The organism is Mycobacterium sp. ITM-2016-00318 (assembly GCF_002968285.2).
In the GTDB taxonomy this organism is placed as follows: domain Bacteria; phylum Actinomycetota; class Actinomycetes; order Mycobacteriales; family Mycobacteriaceae; genus Mycobacterium.
Window position 1 is genome coordinate 1,978,089 of the sequence record NZ_CP134400.1, and the last position, 16,257, is coordinate 1,994,345.

Consider the following 16,257-nt stretch of genomic DNA (forward strand, 5'->3'; position numbering starts at 1 on the left):
CGGCCGCGGCCCGGCGGCTAAAATAGACGGGTTATGACGACTGACAAGTCGGTCTACCTGGATCACGCCGCCACCACTCCGATGCATCCCGCTGCCATCGAGGCGATGACGACCGTGCTGGCGACCGTCGGAAACGCGTCGTCGCTGCACGGCACGGGCCGTGTCGCGCGCCGCCGGATGGAGGAGTCGCGCGAGACGCTGGCCAGGCTGCTCGGTGCGCGACCGTCCGAAGTGGTCTTCACCGCCGGCGGAACCGAGAGCGACAACCTGGCGGTCAAGGGCGTCTTCTGGGCGCGTCGGGACGCCGAACCCCGTCGCAGGCGCATCGTGACCACCGCGGTCGAGCATCACGCGGTCCTGGATTCCGTCGAATGGCTCGCCGAACACGAGGGCGCCGAGGTGACCTGGCTGCCCACCGCGTCCGACGGGTCTGTCTCGCCCGCCGCCCTGCGCGCAGCAATGCAGGAACACGACGACGTCGCGCTGGTGTCGGTGATGTGGGCCAACAACGAAGTCGGCACGATCATGCCGCTGGCCGAACTCGCCGCGGTGGCCGCCGAATTCGATGTACCGATGCACAGCGACGCCGTGCAGGCGATCGGGCAGATCCCGGTCGACTTCACCGCGAGCGGGCTGTCGGCGATGAGCATCACCGCGCACAAGTTCGGCGGCCCGACCGGAGTGGGCGCGCTGCTGCTGCGCCGCGACACGGCGTGCGTGCCGCTGCTGCACGGCGGCGGCCAGGAACGCGATGTCCGTTCGGGCACACCGGATGTCGCAGGCGCGGTGGCGATGGCGGCGGCCGCCGAAGTGGCGATCGAGGGCATGGAGACGACCAGTGCGCGGGTGGCCCTCCTGCGGGACCGGCTTGTCGACGGGGTGCTCGCGAGCATCGACGATGTCGTTCTCAACGGCGCGACGGGCGCGCAGCGACTGCCCGGCAACGCGCATTTCACCTTCCGCGGCTGCGAGGGCGACTCGCTGCTGATGCTGTTGGACGCCAGGGGAATCGAGTGCTCGACGGGCTCGGCGTGCACGGCCGGTGTGGCGCAACCCTCCCACGTGCTGACGGCGATGGGCGCCGATCCTGCCAGCGCCCGCGGGTCGTTGCGGCTGTCGCTCGGCCACACCAGCGTCGAAGCCGACGTCGACGCCGCGCTCGACGTGCTGCCAACAGCGGTGAAACGGGCGCGGCAAGCCGCGCTGGCCAGTTCGGGAGTTGTCGAGTAGTGCGGGTTCTTGTCGCGATGAGCGGAGGTGTCGACTCGTCGGTCGCCGCCGCCCGGATGGTCGACGCCGGTCACGACGTGGTGGGCGTGCACTTGGCGCTTTCGGCCACGCCGGGGACACTGCGCACTGGATCGCGGGGGTGCTGCTCGAAGGAAGACGCAGGCGATGCCCGCCGAGTCGCCGACATCCTCGACATCCCCTTCTACGTCTGGGATTTCGCCGACAAGTTCAAAGAGGACGTCATCGACGACTTCGTGTCGTCGTATGCGCGGGGCGAAACCCCAAACCCGTGCGTGCGGTGCAACGAGCGGATCAAGTTCTCGGCGTTGTCGGCCCGCGCACTCGCGCTGGGTTTCGACGCGGTCGCCACCGGGCACTACGCCCGGCTGTCGGAGGGCAGGCTGCGACGCGCCGTCGACAGCGACAAGGACCAGTCCTATGTCCTCGGCGTGCTGACCGCCGAGCAATTGCGCCACGCGCTGTTCCCGATCGGTGACACCCCCAAGCCGCAGATTCGCGAGGAGGCCGCTCGCCGCGGCCTGGCCGTCGCCGATAAGCCGGACAGCCACGACATCTGCTTCATCCCGTCCGGTGACACGAGGGCGTTTCTCGGCAGCCGCATAGGTGTGCGCCGCGGCACCGTCGTCGATGCGGGTGGAACGGTGCTCGCCGAACACGACGGCGTACACGGCTTCACCATCGGCCAGCGCAAGGGTCTTGGCATCGCCGGGCCGGGGGCCGACGGGCGACCGCGTTACGTGACGTCCATCGACGCCGAAACCGCGACCGTGCACGTGGGCGCCCTGGCCGACCTGGAGGTGTGGACGCTGACGGGCGAGAAACCCGTGTTCACCTCGGGCGCCGTGCTGCGGAGGCCGCTCGAGGGTGTGGTGCAGGTGCGGGCTCACGGCGGCATCGCCGACGCCGTCGCCGAGGCGCGCGACGGCAACCTCGTCGCCGATCTGCGGTCTCCGCTGCACGGCGTGGCGCCTGGCCAGACGATGGTTCTCTACCGTCCCGACGCCGGAGGCGACGAAGTGGTCGCGAGTGCCACGATCGCGCGCAGCGTCTAGTCGGGCACCTTGTCGATGATGTTCGTCATGACAATTCCGGGCACCGAATCCGGGAACACGCAGAAGGACACCTCGACCAGCACAACGTTCTTGAGCCGATAGTCGCGGCCGCACGTACCCGGCGAGCGCATGGTCAGCGTGTCCGCGTCGGCGGTCCACTCGCCGATGAATGTCGATCCGAGTTCGGTCGAGCCGCAGTCATATACCTGTCCGACGAGATCGGCGAACGCGTGCCGGGCGGTCTCTTGGTCGCGGTATGCGGCAGCGCCCTCGGAGATGAGGCCGCCGTCGGGCGGATTCTGGAATGTCGTCTTGTGGAATTCTTCGACCTCGTTGCCGAACGTCTGCGTCTCGGCGAAGTACCACTGGCACTCCTGCGGTGTTCCAGTCATCAGGTCGCTGACATCGACCGGGATCTTGCCGTCCATGCTCGGCACGATCGTCAGGGCGTCGCCTGCGCCCGTGATCGCCTGCATCTGGGCCTGATCCAGCATCACCGACTCGACATCCACCGGCGACCGCGATTCGTCGTCGATGCCAGGAGCCGTCCGCGTCGCCGTGCCCGCGATGGTCTGTGCGCAGCCACCGGTCAACAGCGCGACAGCACACAGCACCGCAAGTCGGCCAGCCGCTGAGGACATGTGTCGGCTCCTTCCTGTGTCGCAGACTAACGCGTGTGGCTCGTGTGGCGAATAGTGTTGGTGAAGTGAACGCCTTCGCCGCCGGTACCGGCATCGGATCCTGGCCGGGCACGTCGGCGCGTGAGGCTGCCGAGATCGTGGTCGGTGAGCTGCACCGACTGCCGCATCTGGCCGAGTTGCCCGCCCGCGGCATCGGTGCCGACCTCATCGGCCGGGCGGGCGCACTGCTGGTCGACATCACGATCGACACCGTCCCCCGCGGTTACCGGATCGCCGCAGGACGCAGCGCGGTGACCCGGCGAGCGGTCAGCCTGCTGGCCGAAGACGTCGACGCCCTCGAGGAGGCCTGGGAGAAGGCGGGCCTGCGGGGCGCGGACCGGACCATCAAGGTGCAGGCGCCCGGCCCCATCACGCTCGCGGCGCATCTGGAACTGTCCAACGGGCATCGGGCGATCACGGATGCCGGCGCCGTTCGCGACCTCGCGCGTTCACTGGCCGAAGGCGTTGCGGCGCACCGCTCCGAGGTTGCTCGGCGGCTGGACTGCCCGGTCGTCGTGCAGTTGGACGAACCGTCGCTGTCCGCCGCGCTGGAGGGGCGACTGACCGGGGTGTCGAGCCTGTCCCCGGTGCATCCGGTCGACGAGTCCGTCGCGGCCACGCTCTTCGATGAGTGCGTGGCGGTGGTGGGCGGCACGGTGGCGTTGCACAGTTGTGCGGGCGGGCTGCCGTGGCCGCTGTTGCAACGCAGCACGTTCAGCGCGCTGTCGTTCGATCTGTCGACGGTGACGGCGGAGTCGCTGGACGGTGTCGGCGAATTCGTCGAATCAGGCCGCACGGTCCTGCTCGGCGTCGTACCCGTCACCGCCCCCGAGAACCGGCCGTCCGCCGAGGAGGTGGCCCGGTCGGTCGTCGACGTCACCGATCGCCTCGGCTTCCCCCGCAAGCTGCTGCCGGACCGGATCGGCGTCACTCCGTCGTGCGGTATGGCCGGAGCGACCCCGCAGTGGGCGCGCAGCGCGATCGAGCTGTCTCAGAAGGCGGCCGACGCCATCGCCGACGACCCGGCAGCGGTCATGAATTAGTGTTTGCCAGGCAAAGGTCTGTGCGACAATGCTTGCGCGGGACCCTGGGTCGGTTTGCCCGGTTGGTCCGGGAAGGGATCGTGGCGTACTCGACAGTTCGCATTGCGGCGGGTGCCGGCGTTGTCGCAGCCTCCCTTCTGATCGTCGGCCCGAATCCTGCGCCCGCGTTCGCCGACAAGTACGGCTGGTCGAGTGACGACTACGGCAACAACGGCTACGCGAAACGCGATGCCTCGAACGTTGTGAAGGACGCCATCAACGGCATCAGCAGCTTCCCGGACGCCGGCAGGGACTCGCAGCCAGATGCGGATCCGCGCAAGATGGATCTCGGCAGCGACAACGAGGACCTCGTAACGGAGAGCTTCGCTCCGGAAGGCCAGATGGCCATGCGGTCGGCGGCGGTGGCGGAAGCGCCTGCCGGCGACAACCTCGCGGTGGCCGTTCCAGGCGGCGGTGGGTCCGGCTACTCGGGTCAGCCGGTGTCGGCGTTCCAAGCGCCGCGCGTGACGATCGGCAACGGCCGCACGCCCGGCACGCACGTCGCCCAGCCGCCCCAGGGCCCTGACCCGGTACTGGCCTATGCCGTCCAGGGGGTCCCCGCGGCGCCCGCGTTTCCCACAGCGATCGAGATCAACATTCCGCCGCTTCCGCCGCCGCTGCCGCCGGTGGAGCGGATCGGGGCCGCCGAGCTGGTGGTGGGGCAGTTCGGTTACGGCACTACGGACACGGTCACCGATCCGCTGGCCGGTGTCGCCGGTTTGTTCCTGATACCCGCGATCGGGGCGGTTCTCGGCTACCGGCAGGCCCGCGCCGCGCAGTCGCTGCGGGAGTCACTCCGTACGTAGGTCCTTGCGCAGGATTTTGCCCGCCGACGACTTCGGGATCGCGTCGATGAACGCCACCTGACGCACTTTTTTGTAGGGCGCGACCTCGCTCGCGACGAACTCCATCACTTCGGTTTCAGTGAGCTCGGCACCGGATTGCTTGACCACGAACGCCTTTGGCACCTCTTCACCCGATTCGGCGTCGCGCACGCCGATCACGGCGGCGTCGGCGATCGCGGGATGGGTGAGCAGCACCGCCTCCAACTCGGCGGGGGGCACTTGGTATCCCTTGTACTTGATGAGTTCCTTGAGCCGGTCGACGATGTACACACAACCGGTGGAATCAACCTTGGCCAGGTCTCCGGTGCGCAGCCACCCGTCGTCGTCGATGGTCTCCCTGGTGGCCACCTCGTTGTTGAGGTAGCCGGCCATCACGTTCGGGCCCTTGAACCACAACTCGCCCGTCTCGCTGAGACCGCTTGCGGGCACCTCGATTTCGTCGCCGGTCGCAGGGTCGATGAGTCTGGACGACGAATTGGCCGCCGTCCACCCCGCGGCGCCGATGGGCGCCACCGACCCGACGAGACGCTCGCCGCCGTCCAACGGGGTGCAATGGCTGACCGGGCTGAGCTCGGTCATGCCGTACCCCTGCACGACTCGACACCCGAGGCGATCGGCGACCGCGTGACCGAGTTCCTCGTCGAGCGGCGCCGCGCCGGAAAGTACCGCGCGGAGGGTCGACATGTCGTAGGAGTTGACCAAGGGATGTTTGGCCAGGGCCACCGCGACGGGCGGGGCGATGTAGGCCACGGTCACCTTGTGGTTGGCGATGGTGGCGAGGAACTCCTCGAGATCGAAGCTTCCCATCATCACCAGACGTGCCCGAGCATGTAGGACGGCGTTGAGCAACACCGTCATTCCGTAGATGTGAAAGAACGGCATGATCGCGATGACGACGTCGTCGGCGCCCACGTCCTGCACCGGCCGTGTCTGCGCGACGTTGGCGACCAGGTTGCGGTGGGTCAGCATGACACCCTTGGGGTTGCCGGTCGTGCCCGAGCTGTAGGGCAGCACGGCGAGGTGGGTGGCCGGGTCGAAGCTGACTTTCGGCGCCGGGAAACCGGCGCCGAGTAGATCCTCGGCGCTCGGGTGGCCGTCCGCGCCGTCGAGGACGACCAGTCGGTCGTCGGAAATGCCCACTGCCGCGGCCGCCTCCTTGGCTGCCGGCAGCAGTGCACTGACGGTGATGAGCATCGTCGCCTTGGAGTCCGTCAGCTGCTTGACGATGTCCTTCGCGGTGAACAGCACGTTGATCGTGGTGGCCGTCGCCCCTGCGCGCAGGATGCCGTGGAAGGCGATGGCGAACGCCGTGCTGTTGGGTGCGAGCAGGCCGACCACATCGCCGACGCCAACACCGCGATCGGCGAGGGCGCCGGCGAATGAATCGATTTTGCCGACCGCATCGCGGTAGCTGACTTCGGTGCCCTGCTTCGCATCTACCAGGGCGACACGCTCGCCGTCGGCGGCGTCGAGATTGCCGAACAGATAGTCGTAGACGCTGACCGAGGGAATGTCGACATCGGGGAATGGACTGGCGAAACTCATGGTTCCGATCGAACCATGTCGACGCGCCGGTGGGTCAGCCGCCGTCGAGCTGCTTGACCAGCTTCTTGGGGGCGACCATTCGGTAGGACGCGTCGACCAGTTCGCGCACCTCACCCCAGTCGACCTTCTTCCTGGCGGTGAGGTCAAGCCCGAGCCAGCCGGCCGATCCGAGGTAGGCGGGGAAGAAGAACCGGGTGTCCTGCTCGAGTGCCCTGCGGTCGCTTTGGTCGACTTTGACCATGATCGACCGCGGATATTGGATGTAGTCGCCGCCCTTGATCGACGGCTTGGCGCTGCCCCCGTACATCGCGAAGATCTTCGTTGCGAAGAACGAGGGCCTTCCGTGCGACACCTTCTCGTACGCCTCCGGAAAGCCCAAGGTGATCGTCCGCACCTCGGCGAGAACGGGATCGTCGTCGTGAAACATGATCGGGTGCGGCATTGGTGCCAAGTTACCCGTTGCGCGACATCTGCTGGGCCCGCACGTCGGCATGCATCTCCCACGGAGCCTGGGGCAGCACATGCCCGGTTTCCAACAGCGACTTCAAGTTCGACATGACCGCCGCCCAGCCCGCCGCGGCCACGTCGCGGTTCGATGCGTCAGGGATGTCGGTGTGGGTCACCGTCAGCCGGACGATGTCATGGTGCGGTTCGATGTCGAAACGCACGACGGACGGCAGGCCCGCCTCATCTGCGCCGAACGTGATGACCAGTCGACGCGGCGGCGTCGCTTCGATCACCTCGCCCTCGATGTCGGCGATCCCCGAACCGTCGGTGCGCAGATGCTCCCAGCGCGAGCCCGGCTGCCAGTCGGACACATTGCTGTGACCCCAGTACTTGGCGGTGAGGTCGGCGTCGGTGAGCGCCTCCCATACCTTCTCCGGCGTGCTGTGGATGTAGGTCACGTACACAAACGACGGCTTGTCGTCCGTTGCGGTCATGTCCGTCTCCTCTGCTTGTTGCTTCACCGCACGCAGCGTGTGAAGACGCGAATATTCGAACTGTTCAATCCAGCGATGGCCAATCTCGTGCAGCGGAATGGGATTCAAGTAGTGCAGCTTGAGCCGCCCATGTCGCACGGTGCTGATGAGGTTGGCCGCCTCGAGCACCGCCAGATGCTGGCTGACCGACTGCCGCGCCATTTCGAGGTACTCGCACAACTGGCCGAGTGTCTGCCCGTTGTCCTGCCGCAGCCGATCAAGCAGCAGGCGACGACCCGGGTCGGCCAGCGCCTTGAACACCAGATCCGCCGGGTCATCCGCCATCCGACCATTATGCAGGCATATACCTGCCTATTGTCAAACCTGCATGCCTTTCCGTCGCCGAGCCTGTCTTAGTCCTCCGATAGCCTGCGTGGGTGAGCCCGAAGGCAACGGAGGCGCGGCAGGCGCTCGCCGAACAGTCCGAGGACGCGCCCGACGCCGACCTGCGCCGTCGCTGGCAGGAATTGGCCGACGAAGTGCGTGAGCACCAGTTCCGCTACTACGTCCGCGACGCGCCGGTCATCTCCGACGCCGAATTCGACAAGCTGCTACGCGAGCTGCAGACCCTCGAGGACGATCACCCCGAGCTGCGGACGCCCGATTCGCCGACCCAGCTCGTCGGCGGCGCGGGGTTCGCGACCGACTTCACGTCTGCCGAACATCTCGAGCGGATGCTCAGCCTCGACAACGTCTTCACCCCCGATGAGCTGGCCGCCTGGGCCGGCCGCATCAAGGGCGAGATCGGCGACGATGCGCACTACCTCTGCGAGCTCAAGATCGACGGCGTCGCGCTGGCGCTGGTCTATCGCGACGGCAAGCTTCAGCGCGCCGCGACCCGCGGTGACGGCCGCACCGGTGAGGACGTCACGCTCAATGCCCGCACGATCGAGGACATCCCGGAAAAACTCACCGGTTCAGAGGAATTCCCGGTGCCCAAAGTGCTCGAAGTGCGCGGCGAAGTTTTCTTCAGGGTCGCCGATTTCGAGGATCTGAACGCCGGCCTCGTCGCCGAAGGCAAGCCGCCCTTCGCCAATCCGCGTAACAGCGCCGCCGGATCGCTGCGACAGAAGAATCCGGCCGTCACCGCGCGACGCCGACTGCGCATGATCTGCCACGGCCTCGGCAAGGCGGAGGGCTTCAGCCCGAAGACGCTGCATGACGCCTATCGCGCCCTCAAGTCCTGGGGGCTGCCGGTCCCCGACCACACCACGAGGGTGCAGGGCATCGACGCGGTCACCGAACGCATCGCCTACTGGGGTGAGCACCGCCACGACGTCGAACACGAAATCGACGGCCTGGTGGTCAAAGTCGACGAGGTCGCGCTGCAGCGGCGGCTCGGCTCGACGTCACGGGCGCCGCGATGGGCGATCGCCTACAAGTACCCACCGGAGCAGGCGACGACCAAGCTGCTCGACATCAAGGTCAATGTCGGGCGTACCGGGCGCGTCACGCCGTTCGCCTGGATGGAACCCGTCAAGGTCGCCGGTTCGACGGTCAGCCAGGCCACGTTGCACAACGCGTCGGAGGTCAAGCGCAAGGGCGTCCTCATCGGCGACACCGTCGTCATCCGCAAAGCAGGCGATGTGATTCCCGAGGTGCTCGGGCCCGTCGTCGACCTGCGCGACGGCTCCGAGCACGAATTCGTCATGCCGACAACGTGTCCCGAATGCGGAACGACGCTCGCGCCGGCCAAGGAGGGCGACGCCGACATCCGCTGCCCGAACACCAGGTCGTGTCCCGCACAGCTGCGGGAGCGGGTGTTCCACGTCGCCGGCCGCGGTGCGTTCGACATCGAAGGACTGGGCTACGAAGCCGCGGTTGCACTTCTCCAGGCCGGAGTGATCACCGACGAGGGTGACCTGTTCACGCTGGGCAGCGAAGACCTGCTGCGCACCGAACTGTTCAGGACCAAGGGCGGGGAGCTGTCAGCCAACGGGAAGCGGCTGCTGGTGAATCTGCACGAAGCCAAGGCCCAACCGCTCTGGCGTGTGCTCGTCGCGCTGTCGATCCGTCATGTCGGCCCTACGGCTGCGCGCGCGCTGGCCACCGAATACGGCAGCCTGGACGCGGTGATGGCGGCTTCCCAAGATGAATTGTCGGTCGTCGAGGGCGTCGGACCCACCATCGCCGCCGCGGTCACAGAGTGGTTCACCGTCGACTGGCACCGCGCGATCATCGACAAGTGGCGCGCCGCGGGAGTGCGGATGGCCGACGAGCGCGACGCGAGCATCGAGCGGACGCTGGAGGGCCTGTCGATTGTCGTGACGGGATCGTTGACGGAATTCTCTCGCGACGACGCCAAAGAGGCCATCGTCGCGCGCGGCGGCAAGGCGGCCGGTTCGGTGTCGAAGAAGACCGCGTATGTGGTGGCGGGAGATTCACCGGGCTCGAAGTACGACAAGGCCGTCGAGCTGGGTGTCCCGATCCTCGACGAGGACGGGTTCAGCCGGCTACTTCAGAACGGTCCGGACGCAGTCTGACCCTCGAGTTTGTCGCCCGCTTCGGCCGGGAATGCGTTCGCAGAACCGAATCATAGGGAGTGAACCGATGACGATCTGCGCGACGTGCGGTAACGACTACGACAAGGCGTTCACCGTGACCTGGCCCGACGGCCGTAGCGAGAACTTCGACAGCGTCGAGTGCGCCGCAGCCCAGCTGGCGCCCGAATGCGCCCACTGCGGATGCCGGATCCTCGGGCACGGCATCGAGACCGACGAAGGCATGTTCTGCTGCGCGCACTGTGCCAGGAAGGACAGCAGCGCCGACGTCAACGACCGCTGGCCGGTGCCCGCAGGCGGCTGACGCGTCAGCGCAGAATCGTGGCGACGATCCCCGCGAGGTAGCCAAGGCGAGCCACCTCCGACGGCCGGAACTCCGGGCCGCCGGGTCGGCCGAGAACCACCGCGGTGTGCTGGTCGCCCAACGGTGCGGCGGCCAGCGTGGTGTTCATGTCCCGCCACACTTGCGGCATCCAATCAGCTTCGCCGTCAAGCGATTTCGCGGTGTCCAGCGGTAGCCACGGCACTTCGTTGATGTGGGTTTCTGGCGCTCCGTGGCTGCCCACCATGCGGTCGATGCCCGATTCGGTCAGCCGCACCACGGTGCACCAACCGACGCGCAACACCCGCGGCGCCTCGTCGGCCAGTACTTGAAGCTTCGCCGGCTTGCCCGGCGCGGCAGCGATGTGGTCGACCAGCTCCAGTTCCCGATGCGCCTCCAACAGACCGGTGTGCGGCCGGATGCTGTCGACCCGCACTCCTCTGAGGTTCTCCGCAGCAGTGATCAACATGTCGGGCATCGCGCCAGGGGGCAGATCGACGATCATGTCGTCAATCGCGTAGCCCGTGCCGCGCTCGACCACGTCGAGGGACAGGATGTCGGCGCCGACCGAACCCAGCGCCACCGCCAAGGAGCCGAGGCTGCCTGGCCTGTCTTCCAGCTGGACCCGCAGCATGAACGAAGGCACGCGCAACACTGTTTCACAGGGCAGCGGGGTCGGCATGCCGATGCGACGACCGCTTGCGGGAGGAGCCGACGGGCCGGGGTGACGCCTGACTAGGCTTGCATGTCGTGTCCCAGATCTCCCGAGATGAGGTAGCCCATCTCGCCCGCCTGGCTCGGCTCGCACTGAGCGACGACGAGCTGGACGGCTTCGCAGGCCAGCTCGGAGCCATCATCGAGCACGTCAGCCAGATCCAGGCCGTCGACGTCACCGACGTCGAGGCCACGGACAACCCGCTGACGTCGGTGAATGTCACCCGTCCCGACGTCGTCGAGCCGGGGTTGTCGCAAGAGCAGGCGCTGGCGCAGGCGCCGAAGTCGGCCGAGGGCCGCTTCGCGGTGCCGCGGATCCTGGGGGAGCCGGAATGACGGCTTCTGGCGATCTCCCCAGGCTGGACGGCGCGACGCTCGGCGCCAAGATCGCGGCCAAAGAGGTGTCGTCGGTCGAGGTCACCCGGGCCTGCCTGGACCGAATCGCCGACACCGACGGCGAGTACAAGGCGTTCCTGCACGTCGCGGAGGACGCGGCGCTGGCCGCAGCCGCGGCCGTCGATGCCGCGGTCGCCGCGGGAGAGGCGCTGCCGTCGCCGCTCGCCGGGGTCCCACTGGCGCTCAAGGACGTCTTCACCACCACCGACATGCCGACCACCTGCGGGTCGAGGATCCTCGAGGGTTGGACGTCGCCGTACGACTCGACGGTCGCGGCCCGATTACGTGCCGCGGGAATCCCCATCCTGGGCAAGACGAACATGGACGAGTTCGCGATGGGATCGTCCACCGAGAACTCGGCGTTCGGCCCGACGCGCAACCCATGGGACGTAGAGCGGGTGCCGGGCGGATCCGGCGGCGGCAGTGCTGCCGCGCTCGCGGCGTTCCAGGCCCCGCTGGCCATCGGTTCGGACACCGGCGGATCGATCCGCCAGCCCGCCGCGCTGACTGCGACCGTCGGCGTCAAACCCACCTACGGCACGGTGTCGAGGTACGGACTGATCGCGTGCGCGTCGTCGCTGGATCAGGGCGGGCCGTGCGCGCGCACGGTGCTCGACACTGCGCTGCTGCACCAGGTGATCGCCGGACACGACCCGAGGGATTCGACGTCTATCGACGCCGACGTGCCCGATATCGTCGCCGCGGCGCGCGCGGGCGCCGGCGGCGACCTGCGCGGTCTGAAGGTCGGTGTCGTCCGCCAGTTGCGCGGTGACGGCTATCAGGACGGTGTGCTGTCGTCGTTCACCGCCGCCGTGGAGACGCTGACCGAGCTGGGTGCCGACGTGTCCGAAGTCGACTGCCCGCACTTCGACTACTCGCTGCCCGCCTACTACCTGATCCTGCCGTCTGAAGTGTCGTCGAACCTGGCCCGATTCGACGGAATGCGCTACGGATTACGTGTCGGTGACGACGGGACGCACAGCGCCGAAGAGGTCATGGGGATCACGCGGGCTGCCGGCTTCGGTCCGGAAGTCAAGCGCCGCATCATGATCGGTACGTATGCGCTGTCAGCGGGCTATTACGACGCGTATTACAACCACGCCCAGAAGGTGCGCACGCTGATCGCCCGTGACCTCGATGAGGCGTACCAGAAGGTGGACGTGCTGATATCGCCTGCAACCCCGACGACCGCGTTCCCGCTGGGGGAGAAGGTCGACGATCCGCTGGCGATGTACCTCTTCGACCTCTGCACGCTGCCGCTGAACCTGGCCGGACACTGCGGTATGTCGGTGCCCTCGGGCCTCTCACCCGACGACAATCTGCCGGTCGGACTGCAGATCATGGCGCCGGCCCTCGCCGACGACCGGCTCTACCGGGTAGGCGCCGCCTATGAGGCGGCCCGAGGGGCACTGCCGACGGCGGTGTAGCCCGACACCGTGCCTGCAACGGCGACACAGGGGAGGATGGAGCCAGCGCACGCGAGGAGCAGGAGAGGCAGATGCGGATCGGAATCTTGACCGGCGGCGGTGACTGTCCCGGGTTGAACGCGGTGATACGGGCGGTCGTGCGTACGTGCGATGTGCGGTACGGCTCGTCGGTCGTCGGATTCCTGGACGGTTGGCGCGGCCTGCTCGAAGACCGTCGCATCCAGCTGCGCAACGACGACCGCAACGACCGTCTGCTCGCCAAGGGCGGCACCATGCTGGGCACTGCGCGGGTACATCCGGACAAGCTGAAGGCCGGCCTGGACCAGATCAAGCAGACGCTGGACGACAACGGCATCGACGTGTTGATCCCGATCGGCGGCGAAGGCACGCTGACCGCGGCGCACTGGCTGTCCGAGGAGAACGTGCCCGTCGTCGGGGTGCCCAAGACCATCGACAACGACATCGACTGCACCGACGTCACGTTCGGCCACGACACCGCCCTCGGGGTCGCCAGCGAGGCCATCGACCGACTGCACAGCACGGCCGAGTCACATCAGCGGGTGATGCTCGTCGAGGTGATGGGACGCCACGCCGGCTGGATCGCGCTGAACGCGGGGCTGGCTTCCGGTGCGCACATGACGCTGATCCCCGAGCAGCCCTTCGACGTCGAAGAGGTGTGTCGGTTGATCAAGCAGCGGTTTGTGCGCGGCGATGCGCACTTCATCTGCGTGGTCGCCGAGGGCGCCAAACCCGCCGAGGGCTCGATGAAGTTGCGCGAAGGCGGGATCGACGAGTTCGGTCACGAGAAGTTCACCGGCGTCGCGCAGCAGTTGGCCAGCGAGGTCGAGAAGCGGATCAGCAAGGAGGTGCGGGTGACCGTCCTCGGTCACGTGCAGCGTGGTGGCACGCCGACCCCGTATGACCGCGTGCTGGCCACCCGGTTCGGCGTCAATGCCGCCGACGCCGCCCACGCCGGGGAGTACGGGATGATGGTCTCGTTGCGGGGACAGGAGATCGGCCGCGTGCTGCTGGCCGACGCCGTCCGCCAGTTGAAGCTGGTGCCGCAGAGCCGCTACGACGACGCCGCCGAGTTCTTCGGCTGATTTTCGCCCGGTAAGCGGGGAAAAGTGACCCACTAGGATCGGAACCATGTCTGTTTCCACCGCTGACCTGGTCGACTACGACGACGTCGTCGCACGCTTCGAGCCGGTGCTCGGGCTCGAGGTGCACGTCGAACTGTCGACGGCGACCAAGATGTTCTGCGGCTGCGCCAACCGATTCGGCGCGGAGCCCAACACGCAGGTGTGTCCGGTGTGCCTCGGCCTGCCCGGCTCGCTGCCGGTGCTCAACCAGACCGCCGTCGAGTCCGCGATGCGGATCGGGCTGGCGCTCAACTGCGAGATCGTGTCGTGGTGCCGGTTCGCCAGGAAGAACTACTTCTATCCGGACATGCCGAAGAACTACCAGATCAGCCAGTACGACGAGCCGATCGCCATCAACGGCTACCTCGACGTTCCGCTCGACGACGGCAGCATCTGGCGGATCGAGATCGAACGCGCCCATATGGAGGAAGACACCGGCAAGCTCACCCACCTCGGCAGCGGGACCGGGCGTATCGAGGGCGCGACGACATCGCTGATCGACTACAACCGCGCCGGTGTGCCGCTGATCGAGATCGTCACCAAGCCGATCGAGGGCACCGGCGCACGCGCTCCCGAGATCGCCCGCGCATATGTGACGGCGCTTCGGGACATGTTGCGCGCTCTCGGTGTCTCCGATGTGCGGATGGATCAGGGTTCGATGCGATGCGACTCGAACGTCTCACTCATGCCGACCGGCGCGACGGAGTTCGGCACCCGCACCGAGACCAAGAACGTGAACTCGCTCAAGAGTGTCGAGGTCGCGGTCCGCTACGAGATGCGCAGGCAGGCAGCTGTTCTGGACTCAGGCGAGAAGGTTCACCAGGAAACCAGGCATTTCCACGAGGACGGCTACACCTCGCCTGGCCGCAGCAAGGAAACCTCGCAGGACTACCGGTATTTCCCCGAACCCGACCTCGAGCCGATCGCGCCCGACGCCGAGTTCGTGGAGAAGCTGCGGGAGACCATCCCCGAATACCCCTGGCTGCAACGCAAACGGATACAAGAGGACTGGAACATCTCCGACGAGGTGATGCGCGACCTCGTGAACATCGGCGCGCTCGACCTGATCGCCGCGACCGTCGCGCAGGGGGCGTCCAGCGAGGCCGCTCGGGCGTGGTGGGGAAACTTCCTGGTCCAGAAGGCCAACGAGTCAGGCGTCGAACTCGACGCGCTGAAGATCACGGCCGCACAGATCGCCGCGGTGGTGGCGCTGGTCGACGAGGGCAAGCTGTCCAACAAGCTGGCCCGCGAGGTTGTCGAGGGTGTGCTGGCCGGTGAAGGCGAGCCGGCTGACGTGATGAAGGCGCGCGGCCTCGAACTGGTGCGCGACGATTCGCTGATGCAGGCGGCAGTGGACGAAGCGCTGGCCGCCAATCCCGATGTGGCGGAAAAGATCCGGGGCGGCAAGGTGCAGGCGGCCGGTGCGATCGTCGGCGCGGTGATGAAGGCGACGAAGGGTCAGGCCGATGCCGCACGTGTGCGCGAGTTGGTGCTGGCGGCCTGCACCTAGATGGCAGGGGTCGACGCTGAACTGCTGGCGGTCGTCGAACGTTCGCCGACGGCCACCGACGCGCACGACCGCGCCGGTTGGGTCGGGCTGTTCGCCGCCGACGGGCGCGTCGAGGACCCGTACGGGTCGCGTCCCCATGTGGGACAGGAGAACATCGCTCGGTTCTACGACACGTTCATCGCGCCCCGCCGGATCGTCTTCCACCGCGACGTCGATGTCGCCGTCGATGCGGCGGTGGTGCGCGATCTGACGCTGGAGATCGCGATGGGTCGGGAAGTGACGCTGAACGTTCCGATGCATCTGCGCTACGACCTGAGGCGCCTCGATGGCGACTGGGAGATCGAGCGACTGCGCGCACATTGGGAATTGCCGACCATGGTCGCGCAGATGCTGCGCCGGGGCTGCAAGGCACTGCCGGTTTCCGCGCGATTGGGCGCAGAGTTGTTGCGTAATCAGGGGCTCGGCGGGACGGCGGGTTTCATATCCGGCTTCCGGCGGCCGAGCCGCCGTCAAAAGCGTTGTGTCGAAGCATTTCTCGACGCGGCCGTGACCGGGGATGAGGTGTCGTCGAGGCGCACGATGAGCGGCGGGGCATCGGTGAGCGTCGGCGAGCAGACTGCGATTTCGGTGGGCCAGTTCGTCGACCGTGTGCGGGGCGGCCGCTGGTTCAAGATGATCGCGGCGGGCGACACCGTCAGCGCGTCGGTCGACACGCCGTCGGGACGTGGTGTGGTGTTCTGCGAAGTGGCCCGCACGACGCGGGGTATCACGCGCGTGCGCTACTTCGCCTGACCAGTGCTGCGGCGGGCA

At 67.4% G+C, this 16,257-nt stretch carries 16 protein-coding genes; 11 read left to right on the plus strand and 5 right to left on the minus strand.

Annotated elements, in window-relative coordinates; genetic code table 11:
* The first annotated feature begins 33 nt into the window (after positions 1–33).
* Together C6A82_RS09530 and mnmA are read left to right on the plus strand one after the other, a co-directional pair.
* The gene (locus C6A82_RS09530; RefSeq protein WP_105349360.1) at positions 34–1,230 is read left to right on the plus strand and encodes a cysteine desulfurase family protein; all 1,197 of its coding nucleotides are present in this window, start codon (positions 34–36) and stop codon (positions 1,228–1,230) included.
* Positions 1,230–2,303 carry a tRNA 2-thiouridine(34) synthase MnmA gene (gene mnmA, locus C6A82_RS09535; RefSeq protein ID WP_105349359.1) on the plus strand — a complete coding sequence of 358 codons (1,074 nt, stop codon included), beginning with the start codon at positions 1,230–1,232 and terminating at the stop codon, positions 2,301–2,303. The genes C6A82_RS09530 and mnmA overlap by 1 nt, the downstream gene beginning before the upstream one ends.
* On the opposite strand, the gene C6A82_RS09540 is transcribed toward mnmA, so the two are convergent.
* A complete protein-coding gene (locus C6A82_RS09540) occupies positions 2,300–2,944 on the minus strand; it encodes a sensor domain-containing protein (RefSeq protein ID WP_105349358.1) in 645 nt (214 codons plus the stop codon). The genes mnmA and C6A82_RS09540 overlap by 4 nt on opposite strands.
* Before the next feature lie 65 nt (positions 2,945–3,009).
* Between C6A82_RS09540 and C6A82_RS09545 the strand changes: the two genes are divergently transcribed.
* Positions 3,010–4,026, plus strand: coding sequence for a methionine synthase (locus tag C6A82_RS09545; RefSeq protein ID WP_105349357.1), 1,017 nt, complete (start codon positions 3,010–3,012; stop codon positions 4,024–4,026).
* Positions 4,027–4,106: 80 nt separating this feature from the next.
* Positions 4,107–4,871, plus strand: a complete 765-nt coding sequence (locus C6A82_RS09550; RefSeq protein WP_105349356.1) for a hypothetical protein — start codon at positions 4,107–4,109, stop codon at positions 4,869–4,871.
* Here C6A82_RS09550 and C6A82_RS09555 read toward each other — a convergent pair.
* From C6A82_RS09555 to C6A82_RS09565, 3 genes are read right to left on the minus strand one after another with little or no spacing between them, the layout of a single operon-like run.
* Positions 4,857–6,455 carry an AMP-binding protein gene (locus tag C6A82_RS09555; protein ID WP_105349355.1) on the minus strand — a complete coding sequence of 533 codons (1,599 nt, stop codon included), beginning with the start codon at positions 6,453–6,455 and terminating at the stop codon, positions 4,857–4,859. The two genes, C6A82_RS09550 and C6A82_RS09555, sit on opposite strands and share 15 nt — an antisense overlap.
* A 34-nt stretch (positions 6,456–6,489) precedes the next feature.
* Positions 6,490–6,897: an MmcQ/YjbR family DNA-binding protein gene (locus C6A82_RS09560; protein ID WP_105349354.1), complete on the minus strand. Its 408-nt coding sequence runs from the start codon at positions 6,895–6,897 to the stop codon at positions 6,490–6,492.
* Positions 6,898–6,907: 10 nt separating this feature from the next.
* Positions 6,908–7,699 (minus strand): metalloregulator ArsR/SmtB family transcription factor, encoded by a 792-nt coding sequence (locus C6A82_RS09565; RefSeq protein ID WP_199193990.1) that lies wholly within the window; start codon positions 7,697–7,699, stop codon positions 6,908–6,910.
* Positions 7,700–7,812: 113 nt separating this feature from the next.
* Here C6A82_RS09565 and ligA point away from each other — a divergent pair, with 113 nt between their 5' ends.
* Together ligA and C6A82_RS09575 are read left to right on the plus strand one after the other, a co-directional pair.
* Positions 7,813–9,918, plus strand: coding sequence for an NAD-dependent DNA ligase LigA (gene ligA / locus C6A82_RS09570; protein ID WP_105349352.1), 2,106 nt, complete (start codon positions 7,813–7,815; stop codon positions 9,916–9,918).
* 67 nt (positions 9,919–9,985) lie between these two features.
* Complete coding sequence (locus C6A82_RS09575; RefSeq protein WP_105349351.1) at positions 9,986–10,240, plus strand: hypothetical protein; 255 nt, start codon at positions 9,986–9,988, stop codon at positions 10,238–10,240.
* Between the two features lie 4 nt (positions 10,241–10,244).
* On the opposite strand, the gene C6A82_RS09580 is transcribed toward C6A82_RS09575, so the two are convergent.
* Complete coding sequence (locus C6A82_RS09580) at positions 10,245–10,904, minus strand: amino acid-binding protein (protein ID WP_105349375.1); 660 nt, start codon at positions 10,902–10,904, stop codon at positions 10,245–10,247.
* 104 nt (positions 10,905–11,008) lie between these two features.
* Between C6A82_RS09580 and gatC the strand changes: the two genes are divergently transcribed.
* From gatC to C6A82_RS09605, 5 genes are all read left to right on the plus strand, one after another.
* Entirely contained in the window at positions 11,009–11,308 is a 300-nt protein-coding gene (gene gatC / locus C6A82_RS09585; protein WP_105349350.1) for an Asp-tRNA(Asn)/Glu-tRNA(Gln) amidotransferase subunit GatC, read from the plus strand.
* Positions 11,305–12,795: an Asp-tRNA(Asn)/Glu-tRNA(Gln) amidotransferase subunit GatA gene (gene gatA, locus C6A82_RS09590; RefSeq protein WP_105349349.1), complete on the plus strand. Its 1,491-nt coding sequence runs from the start codon at positions 11,305–11,307 to the stop codon at positions 12,793–12,795. The genes gatC and gatA overlap by 4 nt, the downstream gene beginning before the upstream one ends.
* A 71-nt stretch (positions 12,796–12,866) precedes the next feature.
* Positions 12,867–13,898, plus strand: a complete 1,032-nt coding sequence (locus C6A82_RS09595) for an ATP-dependent 6-phosphofructokinase (RefSeq protein ID WP_105349348.1) — start codon at positions 12,867–12,869, stop codon at positions 13,896–13,898.
* Positions 13,899–13,944: 46 nt separating this feature from the next.
* On the plus strand, positions 13,945–15,447 hold the full coding sequence (gene gatB, locus C6A82_RS09600) for an Asp-tRNA(Asn)/Glu-tRNA(Gln) amidotransferase subunit GatB (protein WP_105349347.1): 1,503 nt from the start codon (positions 13,945–13,947) through the stop codon (positions 15,445–15,447).
* Entirely contained in the window at positions 15,448–16,239 is a 792-nt protein-coding gene (locus C6A82_RS09605; protein WP_105349346.1) for a nuclear transport factor 2 family protein, read from the plus strand.
* Positions 16,240–16,257: the final 18 nt, after the last annotated feature.

What these genes read in the sequence shown, in the direction of transcription:
- C6A82_RS09605 (WP_105349346.1), top strand. Translation starts at nt 15,448, where the DNA reads ATGGCAGGGGTCGACGCTGAACTGCTGGCGGTCGTCGAACGTTCGCCG.
- C6A82_RS09595 (WP_105349348.1), top strand. Translation starts at nt 12,867, where the DNA reads ATGCGGATCGGAATCTTGACCGGCGGCGGTGACTGTCCCGGGTTGAAC.
- gatB (WP_105349347.1), top strand. Translation starts at nt 13,945, where the DNA reads ATGTCTGTTTCCACCGCTGACCTGGTCGACTACGACGACGTCGTCGCA.
- C6A82_RS09560 (WP_105349354.1), bottom strand. Translation starts at nt 6,897, where the DNA reads ATGCCGCACCCGATCATGTTTCACGACGACGATCCCGTTCTCGCCGAG.
- C6A82_RS09555 (WP_105349355.1), bottom strand. Translation starts at nt 6,455, where the DNA reads ATGAGTTTCGCCAGTCCATTCCCCGATGTCGACATTCCCTCGGTCAGC.
- gatA (WP_105349349.1), top strand. Translation starts at nt 11,305, where the DNA reads ATGACGGCTTCTGGCGATCTCCCCAGGCTGGACGGCGCGACGCTCGGC.
- C6A82_RS09575 (WP_105349351.1), top strand. Translation starts at nt 9,986, where the DNA reads ATGACGATCTGCGCGACGTGCGGTAACGACTACGACAAGGCGTTCACC.
- C6A82_RS09530 (WP_105349360.1), top strand. Translation starts at nt 34, where the DNA reads ATGACGACTGACAAGTCGGTCTACCTGGATCACGCCGCCACCACTCCG.
- C6A82_RS09540 (WP_105349358.1), bottom strand. Translation starts at nt 2,944, where the DNA reads ATGTCCTCAGCGGCTGGCCGACTTGCGGTGCTGTGTGCTGTCGCGCTG.